The organism is Streptomyces sp. 13-12-16 (assembly GCF_002114215.1).
GTDB lineage: Bacteria > Actinomycetota > Actinomycetes > Streptomycetales > Streptomycetaceae > Streptomyces.
In genome coordinates, this window is the sequence record NZ_NCTE01000166.1 from 1 (window position 1) to 12,079 (window position 12,079).

Consider the following 12,079-nt stretch of genomic DNA (forward strand, 5'->3'; position numbering starts at 1 on the left):
CGGGACAGCCCTTGGCGACCGTCCCGCCCCGCCGCGGTCCACGGGTTCCTCGTCACCTCCCCGGACGCCCGGCCTCCTCGAGCCGTCGGTGTGAACGGTTCCCGCCCCGGCTGCGCAGAGGGGCGTCCGCCTCGGTGAGGACACGGTGGACGAACCCGTACGACCGCCCGTGCGCTTCGGCGATGGCCCGTATGGACAGGCCGTTCTCGTACTGTTCCTTCATCTCCCGCGCGAGTTCCGCACGGGCCGTGCCGGTGATCTGTTTGCCCTTGTCCACGGTTCGTCTCCTTCGGTGATCGACGTCTGGCCGTGATCGTCGTCTACCCCCGACGAGGGACGAGCCACTCGGCGGATGACGGGGGAGGGGAACAATCCGCGGGCGGGTGCGGTTGGGAAGGGCGTGGCCGTGGAGGGGACAGTGTCCCCGGGCCTCACCCATTGCCCGCAGGGACGATCGTTCGGCTGAAGCCCTGCGGAGCCTTTCGCCGCGTAGGCGACCGCCCTCCACGGTCACGCACCCGGTGGCTCCGGCCCAGGCCGGCGTCGCCCCACATCATGCATGACATGTTCGAGTCAATGGCTCGGACGGTGACGGAAGGAGCACCTCATGGCACGCAGTACCGCGCGGCCGGTCGTCAGGCTCAGGTCGACGGCGGGCACGGGAGTCACCTACGTGACCCGCAAGAACCGTCTGAACGACCCCGACCGGCTGGTCCTGCGGAAGTACGACGCGGTCGCCGGCGAACACGTCCTCTTCCGCGAGGAACGATGAAACCCGCCTCCGCCGCCCCGGCGGCGGAGGCACCCCGGGAAGGACATCCCGTGAGGCACGGCATCCATCCCGCCTCCCGTCCGGTCGTCCTCCGTGACCGCGCGTCCGGCTTCCGGCCACCGACCCGCTTCACCGTCGAGTCGCGGCCCACGGCCGGGTGGCAGGACGGCGCCACCTGTCCGGTCGTCGACGTCGAGATCCCGTCGCCCGGCCACCCGTTCCGCACCGGCGCCTCGCGCGTCGTGACACCGCGGGCCGCGTGGAGCGCTTCGAGCGGCGCCACGGCCCCGCCCGCCGCTGACAGCGGCACCCCTCTCCGGTCCTGTGGAAGGAGATCGTGATGAAGGTACGCAAGTCCTTGCGCTCGTTGAAGGCCAGGCCCGGCGCCCAGGTGGTGCGCCGGCGGGGCGCGACGTTCGTGATCAACAAGAAGGATCCGCGTTTCAAGGCCCGCCAGGGCTGACGAGCCGCCTCACCGGCCGGACGGCCCGGTACCGCATTCGCGGTACCGGGCCGTCCGCCGCTTCCCGTTCCGGCCCTCGACGTCGTTCTCGCCCGCCGACCGGTCAGCGCTCCAGGTCCCCACGCATCTCGACGAAGAGCTTCCCCGCGTCGGCGGGCGTGCTGTCCTCGAAGAGCGCGACGGCCGCCGTGCCCTCGTCGGCCCAGCCGCAGACGACGTTGCCGTCCTCGCTCAGCGAGGCGAGCAGGCACTCCACCGAGCCGCCGAGCGGTCCCGGCTCCACCGGCCGGGCCTCGGGCTGCCCCAGCTCCGGGTCCCACTGGATGTACTCGAGCATGCCGCGGAACAGGTGCTCACGACGCTCGTTGGTGTCCTCGGGCACATGATCGACGCCTTCGAACAGCACCGGCGCGCCCTGCCCGCCCGGCTTCCCGTAGTTTCCGGTGACCAGCGTCATGCCGTCCCGCATCTCGCCGGGGTCGACGGGGACGTCCGTCAGGGCCCCGTCCCCCGTCAGCTTGTCCAGGCCACCCGCCCGGGGAGCGTCCACCAAGGTGCGCGGACCGCTCCGCTCGGCCGCAGGCGTCGGCGACGCGGGCCCGGAGACCTGCCCGCTCGGGGAGGCGGGGGGAAGCCCCGCGTCGTCCTCCCGGCAGCCGCTGACCGCCAGCATCGCCAGCACCGCCACGGCCGTCAGGCCCGCTCTCGCCGCAGACGCACACTTCATGGAGTCCCCCCGCTGTCGCTTCGCTCATGGTGTTCCCCGCCGCTCCGGGCGGCGGCAATGATCAGTGACGAGTCGTCCCGGCCGGATGGTTCCCGCCCCGGGACGTTCCGTACTGCGCCGGAACCCTCACCGCGCCCGTTCGTCTCCCGCCGCACGCGAGGGTGGGGGCGTGGGCGGCTGGTGGGCGCGGGTGCGGAGGGTGAAGGCGGCGAGTGCGGTGGTGGTCATGGCGGCCAGCCAGGCCGCGCTGTGGAGCAGGGGGCTCGAGGTGGCGTCCCGGGTGAAGCCCGCGGCGAGGCTGGTCTGGAGGGACCCGTAGCTCGGAAGCAGCTCGACCAGGGCTTTGTCGGCGGTGGTGCTGGCGACGGGGTTCTGCGGCGCGAGATCGATGATGCTGGTCATGATGATCGTGACCAGTCCCTCGACCTCGCCGCGCAGGAAGAGGGCCAGGCACATGCCCATGGCCCCGTAGACCAGGCAGACCGCCAGGACCGCGATGCCGAGGAGGAAGGGCTGGAGGGGAGACCAGAACAGCAGCATCCAGGCGGTGGCGTAGGCGCTGACCAGCACCGATGCGACCAGGAGCGTGGTGAGTTTGGCGCCGACGAGGGCGGTTCGGGGATAGCCGGCCGCGGTGAGGCGACGGTCGAAGGCCCTGGTGCGGCGTGCGGCGCTGAACATCAGGAATCCCACGAGGAGGGACACGGCGTTCAGGGAGCCGCTGATCATCGTGATCTCGTCCCCGCCGGCGCGCAGCCAGGTTCCGGTGGCGCGTAGCCGGAAGGGGAACGTCTTCGGCGTGGTGAGGGTCTTCGCCACGGTGATCCACATCGGGATGAAGGCGACCAGGAGCACGGCGGCCAGCCGGTTCTTCGCCATGGCCAGCAGGGCGTAGCGGCAGGCGACCAGGTAGGCACTCATGCGGTGTCCGTCGTGGGCGAGGGGCCGAGGAGGCCGTCGTGCAGACGGTGCAGGACGTCCAGGCGTCCGGTGTCGTGGGCGAGGTGGGAGACGATGATCACGGTACGGCCGCGGCCTTTCAGCTCTCGGGCGAGGTCCCAGAACCGCAGGTAGGTCTCCCAGTCGAAGCCCTGGTACGGCTCGTCGAGCAGCACGACGTCCGGGTCGTGCATCAGGGCCAGGACCAGGTTCAGCTTCTGCAGGGTGCCACCGCTGAGGACCTTCACCGGCGCGTCCAGATAACCGGCCGCGGAGAGCGCGTCGATCAGCCGGAGCGCGCGGCCGGGGTTCGGGAGACGGTAGGCGATCTGGAAGAGGCGCAGGTGCTGGCGCACGGTCAGCTCCTCGTCCAGGACCGGGTGCTGCGGGCAGTAGCCCCGTGTGCCCGCCAGGTCGACGCGTCCGTCGTCGGGGCGCAGGTCACCGCTGAGGATGCGCAGCAGGGTGGTCTTCCCGGCGCCGTTCTCCCCGACGATGCCCACCAGTTGCCCTGCCCGCGCCTCGAAGCCGACCCCGCGCAGGACCTGCCGGGACCCGAAGTTCTTGCGGACCGCCGTCACGCGCAGCACCACCGCCGGCTGCCGCCTCACGTCCGGGTCCGGACGTGCGTACGTTCGGCGAACGGACACCGGAGGGGCGGTGGGCCCCCGTCCCGGTCGGCGTACAGCGGGCTCGGACTGGCCACGGGGGCTCCTGGAGAGCGATGGGATGCACGGGTTCCGACCGGCCAACGATCCACGAGCCTGTCGGGACACGTCACGCACGCGTCCGGTACGTGCCCCGGAACCGCTCGCGAGCCCCGTCGGCCGGCTGCTGCTGCGGCTCGCCCCTCCCACGGGCCCGTTCCGGACCTTCGACCGCAGGACTGCGAGGGGACAGCTCCCACGCGGCCCGTACACCCCGCCCGCACGCGGCCGACGGCGTTGCCGCCGAGCGTGTTCGTACCGCCCGGGCGGTCACGTCGGCCGTGGGCCCGACCGGCCTCCGGCCTCCGGCCAGACGCCGGACCGGGCCTCCGGCGGGCGGTTCAGAGGTAGCTGACGCCGGTCAGTTCCTCGGCCGCCGTCCAGAGTCGTTCGCCGACGGCCGGATCGGACGCCTCCCGGCTGAGCCTGGCCTCGGTGACCCGGCCGCGCGTCTCGAAGAACCCGGACGGCCCGAAGAACTGGCCGCCCCGCACACCGGGGTCGGTCGCGGCGCGCAACTGCGGCAGCGCGCCCCGCTCCACCGGCTGGGTGACCAGCAGGCCGCCCCGCGCGATCAGCCGCCCGATCCGGCCACGGTGCTCCCAGGCCCGCGGGGTCAGGTTGGTGCGGGTGAGACCCGGGTGGGCCAGCACGCTGACGACCGGCGATCCGGCGGCGCGCAGCCGGCGGTCCAGCTCGATGCCGAAGACCGTGGTGGCGAGCTTGGACCGGCCGTAGGCGGAAGCGGCCCGGTAGTCCCGCTCGGACATCAGGTCGTCGAAGTCGAGGTGCGCGTTCTTGTGGGTGATCGAGCTGAGACTGACCACGCGGGGTTCCCTCGCCGCGGCCAGCCGGTCGAGCAGCAGGCCGGTCAGCGCGAAGTGCCCCAGCATGTTGGTGCCGATGTGCAGCTCGAAGCCGTCGGCGGAGGTGCGGCGCGGGCCGAGCAGCACCAGGCCGGCGTTGTTGACCAGTAGGTCGATCGCCGGGTGGTCGGCGGCCAGCTTCGCGGCGAACGAGCGGACGGAATCGAGGGAGGCCAGGTCCAGTTCGCGCACTTCGACGTCCCCACCGATACGGCGGGCGGCCTCCTCACCCGCCGCGGTGTCGCGGACGGCGAGCACGACGCGGGCGCCGTGCCGGGCCAGCTCGTCGGCGGTGACCAGGCCGAGGCCCGAGTTCGCGCCGGTCACGACGGCGGTCCGGCCGTGCTGGTCGGGGATGCGGTCGGCGGTCCATCCGGCCATCTGCTGCTCCTGGGGGTGTCGGTGCGGTGGACCGACGACGCTAGGACCGGTGCGGGCCGGTTCGGTCGTTCCCCGTTTCCTGGGTCTGCGGGACCTACCCTGGACGCCCGGCGAGGAGACACACTGACGGTATGACCCATCCCTACGCCCGTGAACTCGGTGATTTCCTGCGCGCCCGGCGCGACAGACTGCGCCCGCACGACGTCGGCCTGGAGCCGGGCGGCCGGCGCAGGGTCACCGGACTGCGGCGCGAGGAGCTGGCCCTGCTGGCCGGACTGAGCACCGACTACTACCAGCGCATGGAGCAGGGCCGGGAGGTACGCCCCTCCGACGGCGTCCTGGACGCGCTCGCCGGCGCGCTCGGACTCGACGACGCGGAACGCCGGCACCTGTTCACCCTGGCCCATGCCGCTCGCCGGCCCGTGCCCGCACGGGTGGAGCGCGGCCCGGAAAGGGTGCCGGACAGCACCCGGCGGCTGTTGCGGGTCATGGACACCCCGGCGGTCGTGCTCGGCCGCCACCTCGACCTGCTCGACTGGAACCCGATGGCACAGGCGCTGCTCGGCAGCCCGGACACGTATGCGCCCGACCGCCTCAACATGCTCCTGCTGTTGTTCGACGACACGCGGACCGGCGAGCGGAGCTGCCCGGACTGGGAGCGGCAGGCCCTGGAGTACATCGGCATGATGCGCGCAGCCGTCGCCACCGACCCCACCCATCCGCGCGCCACCGCGATCGTCGGCGAGCTGAGCATCCGCAGCGCCGAGTTCCGGCGGCTGTGGGCCCGGCACGACGTACGCGTGTCGGTCAGCGGCACCAAGACCTTCCGGGTCCCCGAGGCCGGTGACATCGTCCTGGACTGGGACACCTATCCGCTGCCCGGCGCACCCGGCCCGGTCATGCTGGTCTTCACCGCCGAGCCGGGCAGCGCCGACGCGGACCGGCTGCGGCTGTTGGCGTCGCTGCACGCGACCCGCTCGGCACGTGCCGACGAGCACCACTAGACGATCGGGTCCCGTCTTCGCGAGCGGAGGCGTCCCGGAACGGCGCCGCCCGTTCCGCGTCCGGCGGGAACACCCCGGCCTCCGGCCGCCCCGCCCGTCCGAGCGGAACTCCTGACCCGGAGGACTAGTAAAAGGTGCGGTGGGCCTGGAGCGGCGGCTCCCCGTGCTCCTGGAACCCCTTCCAGACGCCGTAGGCCGCCGTCACCATCACCCGCCACTCCTGACGGCCCTCCCACCGCGCGTGCCTGCGCACCGACTCGTCCTCGGTGAGCCCGAAGCAGACCTCCATGCCGCCCTCCAGAGCGGCTCCCGTTCCGTCGCACTCCCGGAAGAGCCGCTCCGCCGGGACGAACAGCATCCAGCCGCGCCGTTCGTCGTCGGGCACCAGCCAGGAGTACACGAACCCCTCGCCCGCGCTCCCGGACGCCTCGGCGACGAGCCGTACGCCGATCGACGCCACCCCCATGCTCCGCCCCTCCACGTTCCTTCCGCCACGGACGACGGCCAGCCTACGCGGACCGGTGCCCGGCCACGCCCGTCCGGCAGCGGTGGCGTGCGGGCCGCGGGCGGCCCCAATGCGCAGGGCCCCGTTTGACCTTGACACGGTGACAAGGCCTTCACTGCTCGCCGAGGAGGTGGTCCCGATGGCCACGACTGATCAGGACACGGACGCGGTGCGAGCGCTCCAGGGGCTGGAGGACGGGAGTTCGTCCGTGCGGTTGCGGGCCGCTCTGGCAGCCGGCACGACGCCGGACCCGTGCTTCGTCGACAAGCTCGTCGAACGCTGCGCGCTCGAGCCCGAGTTCTTCGTCCGGGACATGCTGACCTGGGCACTCACCCGCCACCCGGTGTCCATGACGCTCCCCGCGCTGCTCCGCGAAGTCCGTTCGGAGCGTGCGCAGGCACGGAGCCAGGCGCTGCACACGCTGTCCAAGATCGGGGACCGGCGGGCGTGGCCGGCGATCACACCGGAGCTCCTGTCCGACACCGACGACGAGGTGGCGCGGAGTGCCTGGCGGACCGCGGTCGTGCTCGTGCCGGAAGGCGGGGAGTCCGGACTGGCCGCGATACTGGCGGGACAACTCGGGCGCGGCGAGCGGGAGACGCAGCTGAGTCTCAGCCGGGCCCTGGTCGCACTGGGCGGCGATGCCGTTGTACCGGCTCTGCGTGCTGCGACCATGGTCCCCGACCCGCGCGTGCGCGCGCACGCGCTCGCCACGGAACGGCTGCTGCGCGACCCGGACACCGGATTCGAGTTCGCGATCGAGGAGGCGAAGCGGGCCGTGGCCCTCGGCGGCTCGAGCCAGGAGGAACGATAGAACGTGTTGATCGGTGAGGTGGCGCGACGGTCCGGGGTCAGCGCCCGCATGCTCAGGCATTACGAGTCACTCGGCCTGGTGCGGCCTTCGGGCCGTACGGGCTCCGGCTACCGGGAGTACTCCGGCGAGGACATCCGGCGGATCTTCCACGTCGAGAGCCTGCGATCGCTGGGGCTGTCGCTGCGTGAGATCGGGCGCGCGCTCGACGACCCCGGCTTCACGCCCTCGGCGCTCGTCGACGACCTCATCCGTCAGACGCGCGAGCGCATCGCGGCCGAGACCGAGCTGCTCACGCGGCTCCGCCGGATCGACGCCGCGGAACCCGCCGGCTGGGAGGACGTCCTCCGGAGTGTCGCACTCCTCCAGGCGCTCGGCTCGAAGAGCGCCGACGCGCGCCAGCGCGCGGCCCTTTCCTCGGCCGACGAGGTCCCGGTGCCGGTGGAGGCCCTGGTCGAGGCGGTGCTGCGCGAGACGGAGCCGAACGTCGCCGGGGCCCTGCGCTGGGCGCTGGCGCGATCAGGCGACGACGGCACGGCACTGCTGGCGGAAGGCCTGGACTCACCGGTGGCCGCGGTGCGCGAACGCGCCGTCCGGTCCCTCGCCGAGATGCCCGGTGACGAGGCCGTCGCCCGGCTGCGGGGCGCCCTCGCGAACCCTGATGCCGTGGTCCGCGGGTATGCGGCTCTGGCGCTGGGGACACGTGGAGCGGCCGATGCGGTCCCGACGCTCATCGACATGATCGTGGAGGGAAGGAACGACACCGATGCGGCCGATGCGCTGAGCGGGCTGGCGGGCGACCCCGCGACGGCGGACCGGATCGCCACCGGGCTCGTCGACCGCCTCGCCCGTGACAGCACCGAAGCGCCCGTACGTCTGTGGCTGACCCAGGCGCTGGCGGACATCCCGGGAACCACGGCCTCACGTGCCCTCGTACGGCTGTCGCACGACGAGGATCGTGCCGTCGCACTGACCGCGGCTTACCTCCTCCGACTGCGCGACGCACGATGACGGACCCCGGGGCCGGCGGGCCGGGCCGAAGGGCAGCGATCACGGTGGCATGGACATCTCGATGCGGGGCACACGAAGGTCTGCCCGGTGCTGCCCAGCGGTGAGCCCTGGTGCGGGCCGCTTCGCGAGACGGACTTTGAGGGGAGAGGTATCACCATGATCCTTCCGGCGGAGAAGGAACTGCGCGCCGTACTGGCCCGGTTCGCCCAGGCGCGCATCGAACACGACGTGCGCCCCACCGGCCGCACCAGCCGGGATCTCGAGGACTCCACCTACACGCTGTGCGTGATGACCGGAGCCCGCACCGTCGAACAGGCTCTGCTCGCGGCCGACGCGTTGCTCGAACGGTACGGTGCGGAACGTGTGAGCTCCTCCCGGCAGGACGAGACACTGGCCGCGTGAGTCCGGATCCCCTCTCCTCGCCGCCGAGTCAGGCGGCCGGTGCGTCGTAGGAGAACCCGTACCCGGCGAAGTCGGCGACATGGACGTACCCGACGCGCTGGTACAGGGCGTTGCTGGTGGGGTTGGCAGGGTCGGTGAAGAGCACGACGTCCGTCGCGCCCGAGGCCAGCGCGGCCCTGCTCACCTCGGCCGTCACGGCCCCCGCGTAGCCGCGGCCCCGGCGGTGGGCGGGGGTGTAAACAGGGTCCACCCGGACCATGCCACCGACGACCGAGGTCGCGGCCGCCATGGAGACGGGGGTGCCGTCCGGGGTCTCCCAGAACGTGAAGTGCCTGTCGCCGAAACGCGAGTCGCTCCAGGAGCCGGCGTCGATCAGGTCGATGGAGGACTGCTCCCCGACGTCGGCACAGAACTCACGGCACCAGCGCACGACTTGCTCACGGTCCTTCCCGCCCGCGATGCGACCCCGGCCCTCCGGGCGCGGCTGCGGTGGGGTGAGCGTGCCGAGACGGTGGAGACGCGTCCGCCAGAAAGGCGCCGGCGTCGCGCCCGTGTGACGCTGCCATGCCTCGGCGAAGGCGGTGGCGGTGTCGTGGTCCGCGATGACGTCGCGGGGGGAGTGACCGAGGCCGGCCAGGTGAGCGGCGAGGGTGTCGGTCTGCTCGGCGGAGAGGGGGGTGAGGCCCAGGCGACCGCGCGGGGTGCGGTAGAAGATCGCGCGGACCTCGCCCCCCGACTCCAGCCGGCCGAAGACGGCGGCTTCGGGGCCGGGCGCGTCCGCCCTGCGTGTCCGCAGTCTCTCGATGTCCGTCAGCGGCGTGTTGTGCAGGGCGGGCCGCGAGCGCAGGAAGCCCCCCGCTCGGGCGAGGAAGTCGTCGATGTCTTCGGTGAGGTGCCAGTCGTCCGGGCGCATGCCTCATGATCTCCGATGTGCACGGCTCGGTGGGAGCACTTGTCCGACGGGGCCGTGCACGGCCGGTGGTGACACGACGCGCCTGCCGGTCCGGCCGTCCAGGAAAGCCGATCGTCGTTCCCCGGATGTGCGACGGAGCATGACCGTCGACGTCGACTCGTCCACGCGGCATGCGCGGCCCTTCACGGTTGAGGGTGCGGCTCCGCGGACAGGGGGCTGTCGGACGGTTCGGTCAGGACGTGCGAGCGTCGCGGCTCTCGCGGTTCGCGAGGACCTCGGCCATGTGGGCCTGCGCCCAGTCTCTGAGCCCGCGCGTCATGTGGTGGAGCGAGAGGCCGAGGTCGGTCAGCTCGTAGGAGACGGTGACGGGGACGGTCGGCGTCACGGTGCGGGTGAGCAGACCGTCGTGCTCCAGCGACCGTAGCGTCTGGGTCAGCATCTTCTGGCTGACCCCGGCCAGAAGACGGGAGATCTCGGAGTAACGCATCGCCCTCGGAGCGTCCGCGGGAGCCGCACCGGGGGGTCCGGGCTTGTCGTCGCCGCCCAGCGCACACAGGACCAGGACGACCCACTTGTCCGAGATCCGGTCGAGCAGTTGCCGGCTGGGGCAGCCTGCCAGGAACGCGTTGTACTCCACCTTGGCCCGAGCCCTCTTCTGGGCCGCCTTCATCGTCGTCACCGATCGCACCTCTCACCAATGGGTGGGTTACGCACTTCGAAGTGCCTACTTCCCGACAGGAAGTTCCTCTCCAATGCTGATGCAGGGAGGCGGCAGGCGCCACCCCCCGAGTGCACGACGAAAGGCAAACGATGAGCACACCCTCCCTCTCTCTTCCCGGCGGCACCTGGACTCTGGGTGACCTGACCGTCACCCGGTTCGGCTACGGCGCCATGCAACTGGCCGGCCCGTGGGTGATGGGGCCGCCCGCCGACCGCGAGGGCGCCCTGGCCGTTCTGCGCGAAGCGGTCGACCTCGGTGTCACCCACATCGACACCAGCGACGCCTACGGGCCGCGGGTCACCAACGAGTTGATCCGCGAGGCACTGCACCCCTATCCCGAGTCGCTGCACATCGTGACCAAGGTGGGCGCGACCCGCGACGAACAGGGCGGCTGGCCGCCGGCCCGGCGACCCGAAGATCTGCGCCGCCAGGTCCACGACAACCTCACATCCCTCCGGCTCGACGTGCTCGACCTGGTCAACCTCCGGCTCGGCGACGCCGAAGGTCCCCGGCCCGGCTCGCTCGCCGAGGCGTTCGAGGCGCTCGTCGAACTCCAGCGGCAGGGCCTGATCCGCCACCTCGGGGTCAGCAACGCCACCGAGGAGCAGGTCACCGAGGCACAGGGCATCGCGCCGATCGTGTGCGTGCAGAACATGTACAACCTCGCCCACCGCCACGACGACAAGCTCATCGACCGGCTCGCCGCCGACGGCGTCGCGTACGTGCCCTTCTTCCCCCTCGGGGGCTTCACCCCGCTTCAGTCCTCGGCGCTCTCGGCGGTCGCCGCTCGACTGAAGGCGACACCGATGTCCGTCGCGCTGGCCTGGCTGCTGCAACGGTCACCGAACATCCTGCTCATCCCCGGCACGTCGTCGACGGCACACCTGCGCGAGAACATCGCCGGCGCGGGCCTCACCCTCTCCCCCGAGGACTTGACCGAGCTGGAGGACATCGGCCGCTGAGCGGCCCACAAGCCGCGACCGACGCCACCGCTCAGGTCCCGTCCCCGGTCGCTTTCGTACGACCGGGGGCGAAGCGGGACGATCCACCCTCACCTGGATGGCTTACGGGTCGTCAACCGTCAGGCCCTCCGGGCCTCGCGGGCCGGTGGTGATGACAGCCCTCGTCGACACGTGTCCTACGCCGGATCCGGTCGTTGATCAGCGCGTCACTTCCTACGCGAAAGGGATAAAAGTGCGTAATCGTCTCGCCGTCGGTGCCGTCGCGGCATTTGCCGCTGCCGGGGTGCTTCTCCCGGCCTCCGCCTCGCAGGCGGCCCCGCCCGTGCCGACCGACCCGGCCGCCGAAACCGCCAGGGACGGCAGCAGTCTGGGGGACCTGGTGTACCTGGTCCCGACCCTCGCCCGCGGCCTGGTGCCGGGAAACCCGGAGGGCGACAGCGGCCGCCCCCTCCAGCAACCCACCGACAGCCCTGAGGGGCAAGGCTGAGGGGACACCGCTGGTAGTGCTCCGTCAGGTCCGGCCCCGGTGCGGCGCGTGGTGCGGGTGCCGGCCCATCACCTCGGCAGGTCCTGGATGGCGCCCAGGAGCTGGCGGAGGGCCGGCACCCCGGCTTCCGGGCCGGGCCGTCGGAGGACGGGAGAGGCCCGGGTGCCCGTCTTCGACCTCCTTGCGGGCGGCCGCACTCGCCCCCCACTGCCGACGAGGGGGCCACCATGCTCCTGGAAGCGCTCAGCGCGTCGGCCGCCGTCGGGGCGGCGCACTGGTCCTGGCGATGACCACGGACACGTGGCGGGAGTGCCGCGAACGGGCGGCCCGGCTGCCGGGCCACGGCGCCCGGTGACGGCCGGTACGGACGACCGGCCGCCGGCGGACGCACAGGGCGCGGCACCGGCC

16 protein-coding genes and 1 pseudogene are annotated in these 12,079 nt (G+C 72.2%); 9 read left to right on the forward strand and 8 right to left on the reverse strand.

The window, feature by feature from the left end; all coding sequences use genetic code 11:
• Positions 1-52 precede the first annotated feature (52 nt).
• Positions 53-277: a helix-turn-helix domain-containing protein gene (locus tag B7767_RS07760; protein ID WP_085571509.1), complete on the reverse strand. Its 225-nt coding sequence runs from the start codon at positions 275-277 to the stop codon at positions 53-55.
• A 330-nt stretch (positions 278-607) separates the two neighbouring features.
• Here B7767_RS07760 and rpmG point away from each other — a divergent pair, with 330 nt between their 5' ends.
• The 3 genes and pseudogenes from rpmG to ykgO all read left to right on the forward strand — a co-directional run bounded on the left by rpmG (position 608) and on the right by ykgO (position 1,235).
• A complete protein-coding gene (rpmG, locus tag B7767_RS07765; protein ID WP_073935506.1) occupies positions 608-772 on the forward strand; it encodes a 50S ribosomal protein L33 in 165 nt (54 codons plus the stop codon).
• A 50-nt stretch (positions 773-822) separates the two neighbouring features.
• Positions 823-1,073, forward strand: a pseudogene (locus tag B7767_RS07770) (50S ribosomal protein L31).
• A gap of 39 nt (positions 1,074-1,112) precedes the next feature.
• On the forward strand, positions 1,113-1,235 hold the full coding sequence (gene ykgO / locus B7767_RS07775) for a type B 50S ribosomal protein L36 (RefSeq protein ID WP_055607297.1): 123 nt from the start codon (positions 1,113-1,115) through the stop codon (positions 1,233-1,235).
• Between the two features lie 103 nt (positions 1,236-1,338).
• Here the strand turns inward: ykgO and B7767_RS07780 are convergent, their stop codons facing one another.
• The 4 genes from B7767_RS07780 to B7767_RS07795 all read right to left on the reverse strand — a co-directional run bounded on the left by B7767_RS07780 (position 1,339) and on the right by B7767_RS07795 (position 4,855).
• Positions 1,339-1,962, reverse strand: a complete 624-nt coding sequence (locus B7767_RS07780; RefSeq protein ID WP_256923353.1) for a hypothetical protein — start codon at positions 1,960-1,962, stop codon at positions 1,339-1,341.
• A gap of 126 nt (positions 1,963-2,088) precedes the next feature.
• Complete coding sequence (locus tag B7767_RS07785; protein WP_085571511.1) at positions 2,089-2,883, reverse strand: hypothetical protein; 795 nt, start codon at positions 2,881-2,883, stop codon at positions 2,089-2,091.
• Positions 2,880-3,494 carry an ABC transporter ATP-binding protein gene (locus tag B7767_RS07790; protein ID WP_085571522.1) on the reverse strand — a complete coding sequence of 205 codons (615 nt, stop codon included), beginning with the start codon at positions 3,492-3,494 and terminating at the stop codon, positions 2,880-2,882. Before B7767_RS07790 ends, B7767_RS07785 begins: the two co-directional genes overlap by 4 nt.
• Positions 3,495-3,949: 455 nt before the next feature.
• Positions 3,950-4,855 (reverse strand): oxidoreductase, encoded by a 906-nt coding sequence (locus B7767_RS07795; RefSeq protein WP_085571512.1) that lies wholly within the window; start codon positions 4,853-4,855, stop codon positions 3,950-3,952.
• Positions 4,856-4,986: 131 nt separating this feature from the next.
• On the opposite strand from B7767_RS07795, the gene B7767_RS07800 reads away from it, so the two are divergent.
• Positions 4,987-5,859 carry a helix-turn-helix transcriptional regulator gene (locus tag B7767_RS07800; protein ID WP_085571513.1) on the forward strand — a complete coding sequence of 291 codons (873 nt, stop codon included), beginning with the start codon at positions 4,987-4,989 and terminating at the stop codon, positions 5,857-5,859.
• Positions 5,860-5,983: 124 nt separating this feature from the next.
• On the opposite strand, the gene B7767_RS07805 is transcribed toward B7767_RS07800, so the two are convergent.
• Positions 5,984-6,325 (reverse strand): hypothetical protein, encoded by a 342-nt coding sequence (locus B7767_RS07805; RefSeq protein WP_085571514.1) that lies wholly within the window; start codon positions 6,323-6,325, stop codon positions 5,984-5,986.
• Positions 6,326-6,503: 178 nt separating this feature from the next.
• On the opposite strand from B7767_RS07805, the gene B7767_RS07810 reads away from it, so the two are divergent.
• The 3 genes from B7767_RS07810 (at position 6,504) to B7767_RS07820 (ending at position 8,588) form a co-directional block, all read left to right on the forward strand.
• Complete coding sequence (locus B7767_RS07810; protein ID WP_085571515.1) at positions 6,504-7,178, forward strand: HEAT repeat domain-containing protein; 675 nt, start codon at positions 6,504-6,506, stop codon at positions 7,176-7,178.
• A gap of 3 nt (positions 7,179-7,181) precedes the next feature.
• Positions 7,182-8,186: a MerR family transcriptional regulator gene (locus tag B7767_RS07815; RefSeq protein WP_085571516.1), complete on the forward strand. Its 1,005-nt coding sequence runs from the start codon at positions 7,182-7,184 to the stop codon at positions 8,184-8,186.
• A gap of 156 nt (positions 8,187-8,342) precedes the next feature.
• Positions 8,343-8,588, forward strand: a complete 246-nt coding sequence (locus B7767_RS07820; RefSeq protein WP_085571517.1) for a DUF5133 domain-containing protein — start codon at positions 8,343-8,345, stop codon at positions 8,586-8,588.
• Positions 8,589-8,616: 28 nt separating this feature from the next.
• On the opposite strand, the gene B7767_RS07825 is transcribed toward B7767_RS07820, so the two are convergent.
• Together B7767_RS07825 and B7767_RS07830 are read right to left on the reverse strand one after the other, a co-directional pair.
• The gene (locus B7767_RS07825) at positions 8,617-9,501 is read right to left on the reverse strand and encodes a GNAT family N-acetyltransferase (protein ID WP_085571518.1); all 885 of its coding nucleotides are present in this window, start codon (positions 9,499-9,501) and stop codon (positions 8,617-8,619) included.
• Between the two features lie 232 nt (positions 9,502-9,733).
• Complete coding sequence (locus B7767_RS07830) at positions 9,734-10,171, reverse strand: winged helix-turn-helix transcriptional regulator (RefSeq protein WP_373408195.1); 438 nt, start codon at positions 10,169-10,171, stop codon at positions 9,734-9,736.
• Positions 10,172-10,311: 140 nt separating this feature from the next.
• On the opposite strand from B7767_RS07830, the gene B7767_RS07835 reads away from it, so the two are divergent.
• Together B7767_RS07835 and B7767_RS46195 are read left to right on the forward strand one after the other, a co-directional pair.
• Positions 10,312-11,184 carry an aldo/keto reductase family oxidoreductase gene (locus tag B7767_RS07835; protein WP_085571520.1) on the forward strand — a complete coding sequence of 291 codons (873 nt, stop codon included), beginning with the start codon at positions 10,312-10,314 and terminating at the stop codon, positions 11,182-11,184.
• A 322-nt stretch (positions 11,185-11,506) separates the two neighbouring features.
• The gene (locus B7767_RS46195) at positions 11,507-11,671 is read left to right on the forward strand and encodes a hypothetical protein (protein WP_179167062.1); all 165 of its coding nucleotides are present in this window, start codon (positions 11,507-11,509) and stop codon (positions 11,669-11,671) included.
• The last annotated feature ends 408 nt before the right edge of the window (positions 11,672-12,079 follow it).